This is a genomic window from Flavobacterium sp., assembly GCF_025352425.1.
Lineage (GTDB): Bacteria > Bacteroidota > Bacteroidia > Flavobacteriales > Flavobacteriaceae > Flavobacterium.
The window spans coordinates 1-13742 of sequence record NZ_JANXTI010000037.1 but is presented as its reverse complement, the minus strand read 5'-3'; the positions used below and the strand labels follow the sequence as shown (position 1 = coordinate 13742).

General features: G+C 36.3%; 10 protein-coding genes. 5 read left to right on the top strand and 5 right to left on the bottom strand.

All coding sequences use genetic code 11. The annotated features are described in order from the left end of the window. Window positions 1-381: 381 nt before the first annotated feature. Both Q0Q99_RS05545 and Q0Q99_RS05540 read right to left on the bottom strand, forming a co-directional pair. Window positions 382-2421: a M13 family metallopeptidase gene (locus Q0Q99_RS05545; protein ID WP_293892658.1), complete on the bottom strand. Its 2040-nt coding sequence runs from the start codon at window positions 2419-2421 to the stop codon at window positions 382-384. Window positions 2422-2552: 131 nt separating this feature from the next. Then, a complete protein-coding gene (locus Q0Q99_RS05540) occupies window positions 2553-2735 on the bottom strand; it encodes a hypothetical protein (protein ID WP_293892655.1) in 183 nt (60 codons plus the stop codon). A 194-nt stretch (window positions 2736-2929) separates the two neighbouring features. On the opposite strand from Q0Q99_RS05540, the gene Q0Q99_RS05535 reads away from it, so the two are divergent. From Q0Q99_RS05535 to Q0Q99_RS05520, 4 genes are all read left to right on the top strand, one after another. Then, on the top strand, window positions 2930-4483 hold the full coding sequence (locus tag Q0Q99_RS05535; RefSeq protein WP_293892652.1) for a bifunctional response regulator/alkaline phosphatase family protein: 1554 nt from the start codon (window positions 2930-2932) through the stop codon (window positions 4481-4483). Between the two features lie 2 nt (window positions 4484-4485). Next, complete coding sequence (tsaE, locus tag Q0Q99_RS05530; RefSeq protein WP_293892649.1) at window positions 4486-4893, top strand: tRNA (adenosine(37)-N6)-threonylcarbamoyltransferase complex ATPase subunit type 1 TsaE; 408 nt, start codon at window positions 4486-4488, stop codon at window positions 4891-4893. A 45-nt stretch (window positions 4894-4938) separates the two neighbouring features. Continuing rightward, complete coding sequence (locus Q0Q99_RS05525; RefSeq protein ID WP_293892646.1) at window positions 4939-6132, top strand: alanine dehydrogenase; 1194 nt, start codon at window positions 4939-4941, stop codon at window positions 6130-6132. 185 nt (window positions 6133-6317) lie between these two features. Next, the gene (locus tag Q0Q99_RS05520; RefSeq protein WP_293892643.1) at window positions 6318-6704 is read left to right on the top strand and encodes a DUF4258 domain-containing protein; all 387 of its coding nucleotides are present in this window, start codon (window positions 6318-6320) and stop codon (window positions 6702-6704) included. Window positions 6705-6924: 220 nt separating this feature from the next. Here the strand turns inward: Q0Q99_RS05520 and secDF are convergent, their stop codons facing one another. Beyond that, complete coding sequence (gene secDF, locus Q0Q99_RS05515; protein WP_293892640.1) at window positions 6925-9888, bottom strand: protein translocase subunit SecDF; 2964 nt, start codon at window positions 9886-9888, stop codon at window positions 6925-6927. Between the two features lie 302 nt (window positions 9889-10190). On the opposite strand from secDF, the gene Q0Q99_RS05510 reads away from it, so the two are divergent. Then, complete coding sequence (locus Q0Q99_RS05510) at window positions 10191-11369, top strand: hypothetical protein (RefSeq protein WP_293892637.1); 1179 nt, start codon at window positions 10191-10193, stop codon at window positions 11367-11369. Window positions 11370-11609: 240 nt separating this feature from the next. Here the strand turns inward: Q0Q99_RS05510 and mdh are convergent, their stop codons facing one another. Both mdh and Q0Q99_RS05500 read right to left on the bottom strand, forming a co-directional pair. After that, window positions 11610-12545 carry a malate dehydrogenase gene (gene mdh / locus Q0Q99_RS05505; RefSeq protein WP_293892634.1) on the bottom strand — a complete coding sequence of 312 codons (936 nt, stop codon included), beginning with the start codon at window positions 12543-12545 and terminating at the stop codon, window positions 11610-11612. A gap of 247 nt (window positions 12546-12792) precedes the next feature. Beyond that, on the bottom strand, window positions 12793-13742 hold a 950-nt coding region (locus Q0Q99_RS05500; protein ID WP_293892631.1), incomplete at its 5' end, for a toprim domain-containing protein.

Sequence of the window (13742 nt, the reverse complement as noted above, 5' to 3'; positions counted from 1 at the left end):
ACTCTTAAATAATTTTTAACTATATTTGACATGAATATTGGTTTGTTTTGCGACTTCAAGATACTGAATTTCAGTATCTTGACCAATATTTAATCAATTTATTTTTACTTTAAATAATTACACCCAACGGGTTAGTTTAATCTTTTAGGTGGGGAATAAAATTTTAAATACCAATAGCTATTCGGTATAAAAATTCTATTCCCAAATGTATAAGGATTAATGAACCAACTCATTAAAGAGCATATATATTCGATGAAATACGTAATTTTTATAAATACTAAACAATTTATCTTACATAAAAATATTCCTTTAAAAATGAAAATTTTAATTCTAATCCAAAAAAAATCCCTATCGATTGAATAGGGATTTTTTTTGGTTATGTTACCAAATTACGACTCTTTCTTTCTCTGGCAAATACATTTTGCTTCCCGGCTTTATGTTGAATGCTTTGTAAAATTCGGGAACATTCATCAATGGACCGTTAATTCTGAATTGCGCCGGAGAATGAACGTCCGACATAATCTGTCTTGATATTGATTCGTCTTTGGCATGTACCATCCAGGCATAGGCATAGGCTAAAAAGTATCGTTGGTCTGGAGTAAAATTGCTTATTTTTTCTTTATTCTTGTATTGCGATGTCTTTTTGAAAGCTTCATATCCCATAACAACGCCACCTAAATCGGCGATGTTTTCTCCCTGAGTAGCATCACCATTAATAAACTTTCCTTTGATAGGTTCGAACTTATTGAATTGGGCAACTATTGCTTTCGTTTTCTGGGTAAATTTTGCTTTATCTTCCGCTGTCCACCAGTCTTTAAGATTTCCTTTATCATCATACTGGCTTCCCTGATCATCAAATCCGTGTGTGATTTCATGCCCAAATGTAGAGCCACCAATTATCCCATACAAAATGGCATCATCAGGCATTCTTCCTTCAAATCCCGGAACCAAGATATTGCAGGCAGGAACACATATTTCGTTGTTGCTTGGATTATAATACGCATTATAGGTTTGCGGATACATTCCCCATTCAGTTCTGTCAACAGGATTTCCATACTTTTTAATCATATAGTCATATTCCCATTTATTCGCGGACATAACATTTTCACAATAGGTATTTCTATTAATAGTTATGCTGCTCATATCCTTCCATTTATCAGGATAACCTACTTTCATAACAATTTTACTCAATTTAAAAAGTGCTTTTTTCTTGGTTTCTTCGCTCATCCAATCCAATTTTTTGATATGTTCAGCATACACGTCACGAATGTTATTTCCAATTTCCAACAACTTTTCTTTAGAGCCTTTCGGCAGATAATCTTTAATATAAACCTGACCTATCAATTCTCCCAAAGAACCGTCGGTTTGCTCCACAATTCTTTTCCATCTTGGTTTTTGCTCTTTTACACCACTCATTACAGTTGAATAAAAATAAAAGTTTTGTTTTTCAATTGCATTATTCAAAAAAGAAGCATAATTGTTTATAACATCCCATTTCAAATAAGTCTTCCAGTCTGCGATACTATATCCTTTTACAATTTTATCCAATCCTTTGTAAAATTCAGGTTGGCCTACGATGACTGTATCGGCTTTTTTAATCCCTAACTGTGGCAGAATATTTTCCCATGCAATAGATGGTGTCGAAGATTTAAACTCCGCCAAAGTCATCTTATTGTAATTCTTTATCGGGTCACGAAGTGCTTCAAGTTTTCGGCTGTTTTTAGCCAAATCTGTTTCCAACTTCATAATTGTAGTAGCAGCATTTTTTGCTGTAGTAGCATCATCTCCGATTAATTGGAACATCGCTTCTAAATGCTTTAGATACTCTGTTCGGATTTTTACCGTTTCAGCATCAGTATTAAAATAGTAATCCCTGTTGCCTAATCCCAATCCGCCCTGACTAAAGAACAAAGCATTTTTAGAACTTATTTTATCATCTTGTCCAACACCAAAAGAAAACGCCGGACCAGCTCCAATGGTATGAAGATAACCAATGGTATTCATTAATGTTTGAATATCAGTAATAGATTCTATTTTTGAAAAGGTAGCAGCTAATGGTTTCAATCCAGCTTTTTCAATGGATAATGTATCAATACCTGAAGCATAGAAATCGCCTATTTTTTGCTCATTGCTTCCTTTTGCAGCAGCTTTATTTCCGGCGGATTTTTCACAAATATTCTTGATTTGGGCATTTATGGTATCTCCTATTGTCCTAAAAATACCGTTGCTGCTTTCCGAACTTGGAATAGGATTTTTATTAAACCAATCGCCATTGGCATAATGAAAAAAATCGTCACCCGGATTTACAGTTGTGTCCCGATGAGTAAGTATTGGATCTTCGTATTGGGTTTCCTTTTGGCCGCAGCTTATCGCGAACAGAGCCGAAAGCATGCTGATGGATAGTTTATTTCTTAGTTGCATAAGTTTATTGTTTTGATAGTCATTGAAAATTAAAAAGTTACCAAATGTATAGGTTTATGTTAAAATTCAATGTAATTAAAACAAAAAAAATGTCCCGAAAACAGGACACTTTTAAACTAATTTAGATAAAACTATTTTTTTTCTGCTGCTTTTTTTGAAGCACAACAGGCCATTTTATCTTTACTGCACGATTTTTTTTCTGCAGCTGAACAAGATTTTTCCGTTTTGGCTTTCGCTACTTTCTTTTCCTGAGCATTTACATTCACTGAAAACAAAAACGCTACAACAGCCATTGATAAGATTACTTTTCTCATTTTGAATCGATTTAAATTAATAATTAAGTTGAAGAATGACACCAAATGTAATTAATCTTCAAAACGTCAAATACACTTTAACATTCTTTTGATAGTTAAAATTATTGCGTCAAAACATATTTTTATTTTTTTATAATAATTTTAATAATACTGCGTTTTATAATAAGTACTTTGCACTAAACAATATGACAAATATGGATGCTATCAAAATTTTGTGGGTTGATGATGAAATTGATTTACTTAAACCGCATATTTTATTTTTAGAAAAGAAAAACTATAAGGTCACTACTTTCAACAATGGCAGAGATGCTGTTGATGCTTTTGAAGATGGTAACTTTGACATTGTTTTCCTGGATGAGAATATGCCCGGAATGAGTGGTTTGGAAACGCTTTCGGAAATGAAAGAAAAAAAGTCAGCAACTCCAATGATTATGATTACCAAAAGTGAGGAAGAATATATCATGGAGGAAGCCATCGGTTCCAAGATTGCGGACTATCTTATAAAGCCTGTAAATCCAAATCAGATATTGTTGAGCCTAAAGAAAAACTTGGATAATTCAAGATTGATTTCTGAAAAAACAACGTTGGATTACCAAAAGGAGTTTCGCAAAATTTCTATGGAGATGTCCATGGTAAACAGCTATGAAGATTGGGTTGAACTCTATAAAAAACTTATTTTCTGGGAATTGGAATTAGAAGACATCAACGACCAGAGCATGGTTGAAATCCTGGAAAGTCAAAAAGTGGAAGCCAATGCCCAGTTTAGCAAATTCATAGAGCGCAATTATGAAGACTGGTTTGAGCCAAAAGCGGATAAACCTGTTCAATCGCATACACTTTTCAGAGAATTAGTAGTCCCTGAATTGGTCAAAAAAGATAAACCCGTACTTTTTGTTGTCATTGATAATCTTCGGTATGACCAATGGAAAGCGATAGAAAGTGTAGTGAGCAATCATTACAAACTTGAAAAGGAAGTTCCCTATTATGCCATTTTACCAACAGCCACACAATATGCCCGAAATGCAATCTTCTCCGGATTGTTACCAATAGAAATGGAAAAACAGTTTCCACAATACTGGAAAAATGATGTGGAAGATGGCGGGAAAAATTTATATGAAGCCGAGTTTTTAACGGCGCATTTGAAACGATTGGGACTAAATATCAAACAGGAATATTTTAAGATTACCAATTTGGCCAACGGAAAAAAATTAGCCGAAAACTTCAAAGGATTAAAGGATAATAACCTGGTTACCGTCGTTTACAACTTTGTGGATATGCTCTCGCATGCCAAAACCGAAATGGATGTTGTAAAGGAATTAGCTTCCGATGATAAAGCCTATCGCTCATTAACCTTGAGTTGGTTCAAGAATTCTCCGCTGTTGGAAATTATTCAACAAGCCCAAAAATTAGGTTTCAAACTTATAATTACTACCGATCACGGAACGATTAACGTAAAAAATCCTTCCAAGGTTATTGGCGATAAAAACACCAGTTTGAATTTACGCTACAAAACCGGAAGAAGCCTTACTTATGAAGACAAAGATGTTTATGCCGTTAAGGATCCAAAGCGAATTGGCCTGCCAACCATAAACATGAGCAGTTCTTATATTTTTGCGAAGAACGATTTGTTTTTGGCATATGTCAACAACTACAATCACTATGTGAGTTACTACCGGAATTCCTATCAGCACGGTGGAATTTCGTTGGAAGAGATGATTGTTCCTTTTCTAGTTTTCAACCCAAAATAGCAATGGAAATCATATTTTCACTCGAAGAGATAAAACAAGTTTCCAAAAAAATCCTTGCCGAGAAACCCAATAAAGTCATTCTTTTTCATGGTGCAATGGGTGTTGGAAAAACAACTTTAATTAAGGCTTTGGCAAAAGAACTCGGTGTTAATGATGCTACCAGCAGCCCTACATTCTCTATTGTAAATGAATATGAAGCCGACGATAACCAAAAGGTATACCACTTTGATATGTACCGATTGAAATCGGAAATCGAAGCGTTAGATATGGGAATTGACGACTATTTATATTCGGGAAACTGGTGTTTTATTGAATGGGCTGAAAAAATTCCTAATTTACTTCCCGATGCGTATTCTACCATCCATCTGACGGAATGTGTTGACGGCAAAAGAAATCTAAGATTGACATAATTGAATAAAATTTTGTAATTTGGAGCAAAATTACAATTGTGCAGTATGTCAATTACACCTTTCACTAAGCAGCAGCTTTTACCTCAAGAGGAAAAATTAGAAGTATACCGTCATAAAAGCGAACTCTTTATCGGAATTCCAAAAGAAACTTCTTATCAGGAAAGACGTATTTGTTTAACGCCTGATGCTGTTAACTCACTTACTTCTCATGGCCACAAAGTCATGATTGAATCGGGTGCCGGATTGAGCGCCAGCTACACCGATAAGGAATTTAGTGATGCCGGTGCGACGATTACCAATGACAACAAAAAAGTGCTGAGCTGCCCAATGATTTTAAAGGTGGAACCTCTGACCATGGCAGAAATTGGATTGGTAAACATGAACGCTATTGTGATTTCCGCCATTCAGTTGAAAACCAGAAAAAAGGAATACTTCGAAGCCTTATCTACAAAAAAAATTACCGCACTTGCTTTTGAATACATCAAGGATGAAGATGGTTCCTATCCCGCAGTAAAATCGCTGAGCGAAATTGCAGGAACCGCTTCGGTCTTAATTGCCGCCGAACTGATGATTAATAACGAATTCGGAAAAGGTTTATTGCTCGGGAATATTACCGGCGTTCCTCCTACAGATGTTGTGATTCTTGGTGCCGGAACAGCGGGAGAATTTGCTGCGAAAACAGCTTTAGGTTTAGGAGCTAACGTAAAAGTTTTTGACAACTCCATCACCAAACTACGCCGACTCCAGAACAACTTGAATCAAAGAATATTTACCTCAACCATACAACCGAAATCCCTTTTGAAAGCCTTACGCCGATGCGATGTAGCCATTGGAGCGCTGCGAGGTAAAGAGCGTTGCCCTGTTGTAGTAACCGAAACCATGGTAGAACACATGAAAAAAGGTGCGGTGATTGTTGATATTAGTATTGATACCGGAGGCTGTTTTGAAACTTCGGAAATCACCACACACGAAAACCCAACGTTCATTAAAAACAACGTCATTCATTATTGCGTGCCGAATATTCCTTCGCGTTATTCTAAAACCGCGTCGCTTTCCATAAGTAACATCATTACGCCTTACCTATTGCAGATTGCAGAAGATGGTGGATTGGAAAGTGCTATTCGCTGCAATAAAGGTTTAAAAAACGGTGTCTATCTGTATCATGGCATTTTGACAAATAAAGCCATTGGTGATTGGTTCAATCTTCCGGACAATGATATTAATTTGATAGTTTTTTAATTTCCGCCTTCGCAGAAATGACGGTGTATATTCAATAATACTCAGAACTACTTGTCTTTTCCGCGTAGGCGGAAATCCATAAAAAGACATTCTACTCAAATAAGTTTAGTGTTACTCAAACATTTGATTACTTTTGCCACTCGAGACCTTTAGGTCGAACTGTACGAAGTAAAAAATTAATCAATATGAAGTTTTACCAACGTTTTGCCTATTTTTTAGTCGGTTTGGTTATGGGCTGCTTTGCTGTATCAATGATCTTCAGTGGAAGAGATATACGCTGCAATTATTTCCCTAATGCAAGAGTTTTAAACGATATAAGAAACAAACCATTTATATATGATACTGAAGCTTCCCGAAGGCTCTCAGAAGACTGGGTTGATACTACTGATATCAAAAACGTTTTAACCCATGGCGATGTTGATTTTGACAAAAGCAATATAAAGGAAGAAGGCGGAAAATTATATATCATTTATGGGAAAACCTCCAAAAACAAAGATATTACTTTAGAAGTCCTTAATTATCCTGATAAAGCCGTGTTAAAGAATATTATTAAAACAAAAAAGCCAAACTGATTAGTTTGGCTTTTTGTTGATTTAAGTAAATTAGTACTCCAAATTAAATAACCAGTACTCTAAACTAAATAAGTAGTACTCTAAACTAAATAACCAGTACTCTAAACTAAATAAGTAGTACTCTAAACTAAATAAGTAGTACTCTAAACTAAATAAGTAGTACTAAAACAAAAAAAGGGCTGCCAAACCGGCAACCCTTTTTATTTTATAACGAAGTAACTTAGTTACCGTGTCTTTTTTCGATGTCTTCAATATCGCCTTTACCCATAGTGTCAACCAATACCGGTGTTGCAATAAATAACGAAGAATAGGTTCCAACGATAATACCAACCAACATCGCGAAGATAAATCCTCTGATGGAATCGCCACCAAAAATGAACATGATTAACAATACCATAATCATCGTTAACGACGTATTCAACGTTCGTGAAAGCGTAGTATTAATAGACGCGTTTACCACATCCTTAAAGTGTCCTTTTCTGTCTCCGGCAAGGAACTCTCTGATTCTGTCAAATACAATTACGGTATCGTTCATAGAGTATCCGATAACGGTTAGGATAGCTGCAATAAAGTGCTGGTCCATTTCCATGTGGAAAGGCATGTATTTGTACAATAAAGAGTAAATACCCAATACAAAAATTACATCATGGAAAACAGCTGCTAAAGCGCCAAGTGAATACTGCCATTTACGGAATGAAATCACAAGGTACAAACCAACTACTAACATAGCTCCTAAAACTGCCCAGAAAGAGTTTGTTTTAATATCCGCAGAAATTGCGGCACCTACTTTAGAAGACTGCAATACTCCGACAGTTTTTCCATCATATGAATTGATGAATTTCTCATAGGTTTGATTAGCGCTGTAATACTTTTTCAAAGCAGCAAATAACTTCTCATTTACTTCTTTATCAACCTCAACACCTTCTTCTTTGATTTTGTATTTGGTTGTAATTTTCAACTGGTCATCGTCACCAAAAACTTTGGCTTCAACTGTAGTTCCAAACGCTGCTGATAATTCTTCAGAAACTTTAGTTGGCTCAACCGGTTTTTCAAATTTCACCTGGAAGGTTCTTCCTCCAACAAAATCAACACCCTGATCCAATCCGTTAATAAAGAAAATAGAAATCAAACTCGCAACTACAACTGTAGATGAGAACAAGTACGTCCATTTTTTAATTCCGACAAAGTCATAATGGAAACCTGTAAACCAATTTTTAGTGATGTTGGTTGTGAATGTTAACTTTTTATTATTAGCAATATCTCTGTCGATAAATATTCTTGCGATAAAGATTGAAGTAAATAACGAAGTTATAATACCAATTAAAAGCGTTAAGGCAAATCCCTGAACCAATCCTGTTCCGAAAACGTATAAGATTGTTCCGGTCAAAACGTGTGTTACGTTAGCATCAATGATGGAACGCATGGCACCTTTCCAACCGTATGAAGTAACAACGGCATCGCCCAACGTTTTTCCTTCGCGGAGTTCTTCTTTTGCCCTTTCGTATATAATGATGTTCGCATCAACTGCAGTTCCCAATGTTAAAACGATACCTGCAATTCCAGGTAATGTTAATACAAAACCAAAGCTTGCCATAACACCAAATAAGAAAAGTAAGTTTAATATCAAAGCCGCGTTAGCATACCAACCCGCTCTTCCATAATAGAACACCATCCATAAACAGACCATAAAAAATCCAACGATAGAGGAAATTAAACCTGCGTGGATTGCGATTTCTCCCAAAGATGGCCCAACCACTTCTGATTGAATGATTTCGGCAGTAGCAGGTAATTTACCGGCTCTTAAAACATTAGCTAAATCTTTAGTTTCAGCAACTTCAAAGCTTCCTGTAATTTCAGATCTTCCTCCTGAAATTGCACCTGTAGAAACCGTTGGAGCTGAATAAACCACATTATCTAAAGCAATAGCAATATATCCTTTTTGAGTAAAAGCCCTTCCTGTTAATTCTTCCCAAATTTTTGCTCCGGCACCATTCATTTGCATAGAAACCGCAGGTTTCCCCATTTGGTCAAAGGTATCTCTTGCATCCACAATAACACCACCACTCATTGGAGCGGCATTATCTCTGTTGCCTTTTAAAGCATATAATTCAACTGTTTCAGTTTCTTTTTTGGTTTTCTCGTCAACTTTTACGTCTGGTTTTCCCCAGGCAAACTTTGCGTAACGTTTGTCTGCTGGTAATAAATTACGGATTTCAGGTCTTTTAAAATAACCATTGATTGCCGCTGTATCTTTTGGAGAAGAAACAAATAAAACTGGTCCACCACCGCCACTGATGATTTTATCTCCAAGAGGGCCTTTTTTCCCTGCAGTTGCAGTTGAATCCTTGTCTTTATCAGTCAATAATTTGGTCAGCGTATCTGCTGGTTTAGCAACAGCTACTTTTTCGTCAGCTATAACGGTAGCTTTCAAGGCTGTGTTTGCAGCTTCCAAGAAAGCACCTAACTCTTCTGCTTTGTATGTTTCCCAAAACTCTAATTCCGCTTTGCTTGAAACTAATTTTTTGATACGGTCAACATCTTTTGCACCTGGTAATTCAATAAGGATTCGTCCTGTTTGTCCAAGTTTAACGATGTTTGGCTGAGTCACACCAAATTTATCGATACGGCTTCTTAATACGCCAAAAGCAGATTCAACTGACTCGTCAATTTTTTTAACCAGGACTTTTTTCACTTGGTCATCGGTCATATCAAAACTAATTTGTCCCTGTAGATTTCTGTTTGCAAAAATATCAGGTGAAGCTAGTTTCGTAGTTCCTTTATTGGCATCAAATGCTTCGAAAAACGCATCAAGATAAGACTGGTTTCCTTTTTGATTCAATTTTGCATCTTCCAATGCTTTGTTGAAAACAGGGTTTTTAGAATTATTTGATAATTGCTTCAAAACATCTTTTACATATATCTGAAGAATCACATTAATTCCTCCTTCAAGGTCAAGACCTTTATTGATTTGTTTGTCTTTTACTTCATTGTAGGTAAAAAAATCAAGGAAGACTTTTTCTTTCCCGATGGAGTCAAGATATTTAATTTCTTTTGCCGGATTTCCTCCTGCGAAGTTTTTGGCATCGTCTTTTACTTTATTGGCCACAAATGTGAACGAAAGCGAATAGATACTTACCAATGCAAATAGTATTGCGAAAAATTTAACGAGTCCTTTATTTTGCATTATTACTAAAAATTAATTAATTCTTTGGTTTATTATTTTGGTTAAAAAGCAAAACACACCTGAAATACAAGGGCTTAGATTGCAATCCTTTGTATTTAGAAGGTTTCAGCTTTTTTTGAAACGTGCAAATATATAATTCTAAGTGTGATTAACCAATATTTTATCAATTAATATCAAAAAAATAGCTAAAAAAACATCATCGATATTTTGCTTTAATAAGGAATTTCGTAATCTTTAAAAAAATATAAAAAGCATATATCTATAAAAATTATATATTTGTTCACGAACATAAAACCATAAGAATGAAAAAATTACTTAAAATCAGCGTGCTCATAGGGATGACTTTCTTTTTGGGATGTAGCAGCGATGGTGGTGGAACGCCAAGCATCAGCGAAATTACATTGACCACTACTACACCTCAATTGGTGGGCGGTGTCAATATTACTTCCGGAGGTCATGCTTCTAAAAATATTAACACATACTATTCCGGGGTTTGTTACAGTACAAGTCCGGGACCAACTATTTTAAGCAATACAGTAATCAGCACGTCGTTATCTAATACAGATTTTGCCAGCTCTATTGTTGTGTCTGAATTAGGCTCGACTTACTACATGAAGGCCTATATTCAGGATCCTTCTACAAATGAAGTAAAATATGGTAATGAAGTTTCCATTAGTGTGCCTCTAAGTTTGTCAACGGGTATTGTTAAGGGAATTTCTGCCAACGGCTTTAATGTTGATATTACCGTAGGAAGCGATTTAAGCACCAACACCGAAAGAGGAGTTGTTTATGGCATTGGCCAAAATCCTAATGTAGGTGATGCTGGAGTTGAATCATTTCAAATTGCCTCTAACGGAGCAGGAACCTTCAATTTTAATATTGAAAATTATTCTGATGTATTTCCAAATAACACCTATTACCTAAGAAGCTATGCAATAATGGGCGGTCAATACTATTACGGCAATCAACAATCTTTTAAAACTGCAGGATATATTGGCGGTTCTGGTGGCTATGTTTTTTACGACAAAGGAGAAACTACCAATGGGTGGAGGTATTTAGAGGCATATTCTTCTAATTTACTTTATACCAGTACCAGTACAAGTTATTCTTTCAAGTATAGTTGTAATACTAATTTTATTCCGGGTATATCCAATGAAATCGGTACAGGTTTAGAAAATTCCCATTTAATCAAAAATGTTTGTAATTATAATAATATTGCCTGTGCTGTTGCTTTAGACAAGACTTATAATGGACAGCCAAATGGTAGTTGGTTCATCCCATCCATAAATGAGTTAAAAGAATTATATAAAATGAAAATCATTAACCTTACTGATTTCGGAGGCGCTTCTATATTGTTAAGTTCTTCTCAGTCATCAGACATCGACGCCTTTGCACTTACCATTATTGGAACCGGTGCCGGAACACAGCTTTTAGTATCAAAATCATCATATTATCAGGCTTGGCCTATAAGAAGATTTTAATAGCCATAAAATATCCAAAAAAGCCTTTCAATAGAAAGGCTTTTTTATTTAAATATTTTCCTCATATTTAAACGATTTATTTGTTGCGTATAAACTGTTTAAATTGTTAAGCAACAATTGAACACTTGTTGCTTATACTTTTTTAAGTCAATAAAGACGGGCCTTGCGAAGGATTTTAAAAACAAAAAAGATTGTACTTTTCAGCACAATCTTTTTTAATACTATTAAGTACAAATTACTTTATCCCAATATCGATTTCAAATCACCATTCATCGCTCTAACCGCATCTGCGCTTTTAGCAAATTTTGCCTTTTCATCCTCGTTTAAAGTGATGTCGACTATCTTTTCAACGCCGTTTTTACCAATGATACATGGCACACCAATGCAAATATCGCTTTGGCCATATTCGCCTTCTAGGTAAACAGAGCACGGAATTAGTTTCTTTTGGTCATTCAAAATGCTGTCTACCAAAAAAGCAACCGATGCACCAGGTGCATACCAAGCAGAAGTTCCAAGCAACGCAGTTAATGTAGCACCGCCAACCATGGTGTCAGCAGAAACTTTTTCTAATTCAGCTGCCGATAAAAATTCAGAAACCGGAACTCCGTTATAAGAAGCCAGTCTTGTCAACGGAATCATAGTTGTATCTCCGTGACCGCCAATTACCATTCCCTGGATATCGTTTGCCGGTTTATCCAAAGCCAATGATAAATAGGTTTTGAAACGGGAACTATCAAGCGTTCCTCCCATTCCGATGATTCTGTTTTTTGGTAAACCCAACGATTTGAAAGTCAGATAGGTCATGGTATCCATAGGATTAGAAACAATCACAAAAACCGCTTTAGGAGAATGCTGCAATAAACTTTCCGCAACCGATTTTACAATTCCGGCATTAATGCCAATCAATTCTTCCCTTGTCATTCCAGGTTTTCTCGGAATTCCTGACGTAATTACTACTACATCACTCTCTGCTGTTTTGCTGTAATCATTGGTGCTTCCTGAAACTTTGGTGTTGAAACCTAAAGTGGTTTGCGTCTGCATAATATCCAACGCTTTACCTTCAGCAAAACCTTCTCTGATATCAACCAACACAATTTCGCTGGCAATTCTTCTGTATGCAATAGCATCCGCGCATGTCGCGCCAACGTTCCCTGCTCCTACAATCGTAACTTTCATTTTATTTTATTTTGTTGTTGTTTCTTTTTTTGAAGCTAATCCCGCTTTCCGTTGCAATCTTTTTGTTTTGTTAAAAGCCCTTCGACTGCGCTCAGGGTGACAAAACAAAAAGGATTTCCACTGCAATCGGGGCTAGGGCAATTATTTTCTAATCCACTCTATTTGAAATCTTGAAATCTAAATTCCGAATGTCCACTGGACATTCTCCTCTTAATATCAAATAATCAGGGCTAAGGCATTGTGCAAATTACGCATCTATTTTAGCATAAACTGCATTCTTCTCGATAAACTCTCTACGTGGCGGAACTTCATCTCCCATCAACATAGAGAAAACTCTGTCAGCTTCCGCTAAACTATCAATAGTAACCCGACGCAAGGTTCTGTAACTCGGATCCATGGTAGTTTCCCATAATTGTTCGGCGTTCATCTCTCCAAGACCTTTATAACGTTGAATTGCCGCGCTTCCTCCCATCTTTGCGTTGGCAATATCGCGTTGGTCATCGTTCCAGGCGTATTCTTTCTTGTTTCCTTTCTTCACTAAATATAAAGGTGGCGCTGCAATATAAATGTGTCCGCCTTCAATCAGTTCCTTCATAAAACGGAAGAAGAATGTTAATATTAAGGTAGAAATGTGGCTACCATCAACATCGGCATCACACATGATAATTACTTTATGGTAACGTAGTTTTTCTAAGTTAAGTGCTTTAGAATCTTCTTCGGTTCCTATCGTAACTCCAAGTGCGGTGAATATATTTCGAATCTCTTCGTTTTCAAAAACCTTGTGGTGCATCGCTTTTTCTACATTCAGAATCTTACCTCTCAATGGCAAAATCGCCTGGAAGTTTCTATCACGACCTTGCTTAGCTGTTCCACCAGCCGAATCTCCCTCGACAAGATATACTTCACATTTCGCTGGATCCTGCTCTGAACAATCAGATAATTTTCCCGGTAAACCGCCACCGCCAAGAACGGTTTTGCGCTGAACCATTTCACGAGCTTTCTTAGCTGCATGACGTGCCTGAGCCGCAAGAATAACTTTTTGGACAATGATTCGGGCATCATTTGGATTTTCTTCCAGATAATTCTCTAACATTTCGGCAACAGCCTGAGAAACCGGAGAAACTACTTCTCTGTTTCCTAATTTAGTTTTGGTTTGTCCCTCGAACTGTGGTTCCTGAACTTTTACCGAAATAATAG

Bases quoted from the DNA above. Each gene is read 5' to 3' on its own strand.
- Q0Q99_RS05545 (WP_293892658.1), bottom strand. From the start codon at position 2,421: ATGCAACTAAGAAATAAACTATCCATCAGCATGCTTTCGGCTCTGTTC.
- Q0Q99_RS05540 (WP_293892655.1), bottom strand. From the start codon at position 2,735: ATGAGAAAAGTAATCTTATCAATGGCTGTTGTAGCGTTTTTGTTTTCA.
- Q0Q99_RS05535 (WP_293892652.1), top strand. From the start codon at position 2,930: ATGGATGCTATCAAAATTTTGTGGGTTGATGATGAAATTGATTTACTT.
- tsaE (WP_293892649.1), top strand. From the start codon at position 4,486: ATGGAAATCATATTTTCACTCGAAGAGATAAAACAAGTTTCCAAAAAA.
- Q0Q99_RS05525 (WP_293892646.1), top strand. From the start codon at position 4,939: ATGTCAATTACACCTTTCACTAAGCAGCAGCTTTTACCTCAAGAGGAA.
- Q0Q99_RS05520 (WP_293892643.1), top strand. From the start codon at position 6,318: ATGAAGTTTTACCAACGTTTTGCCTATTTTTTAGTCGGTTTGGTTATG.
- secDF (WP_293892640.1), bottom strand. From the start codon at position 9,888: ATGCAAAATAAAGGACTCGTTAAATTTTTCGCAATACTATTTGCATTG.
- Q0Q99_RS05510 (WP_293892637.1), top strand. From the start codon at position 10,191: ATGAAAAAATTACTTAAAATCAGCGTGCTCATAGGGATGACTTTCTTT.
- mdh (WP_293892634.1), bottom strand. From the start codon at position 12,545: ATGAAAGTTACGATTGTAGGAGCAGGGAACGTTGGCGCGACATGCGCG.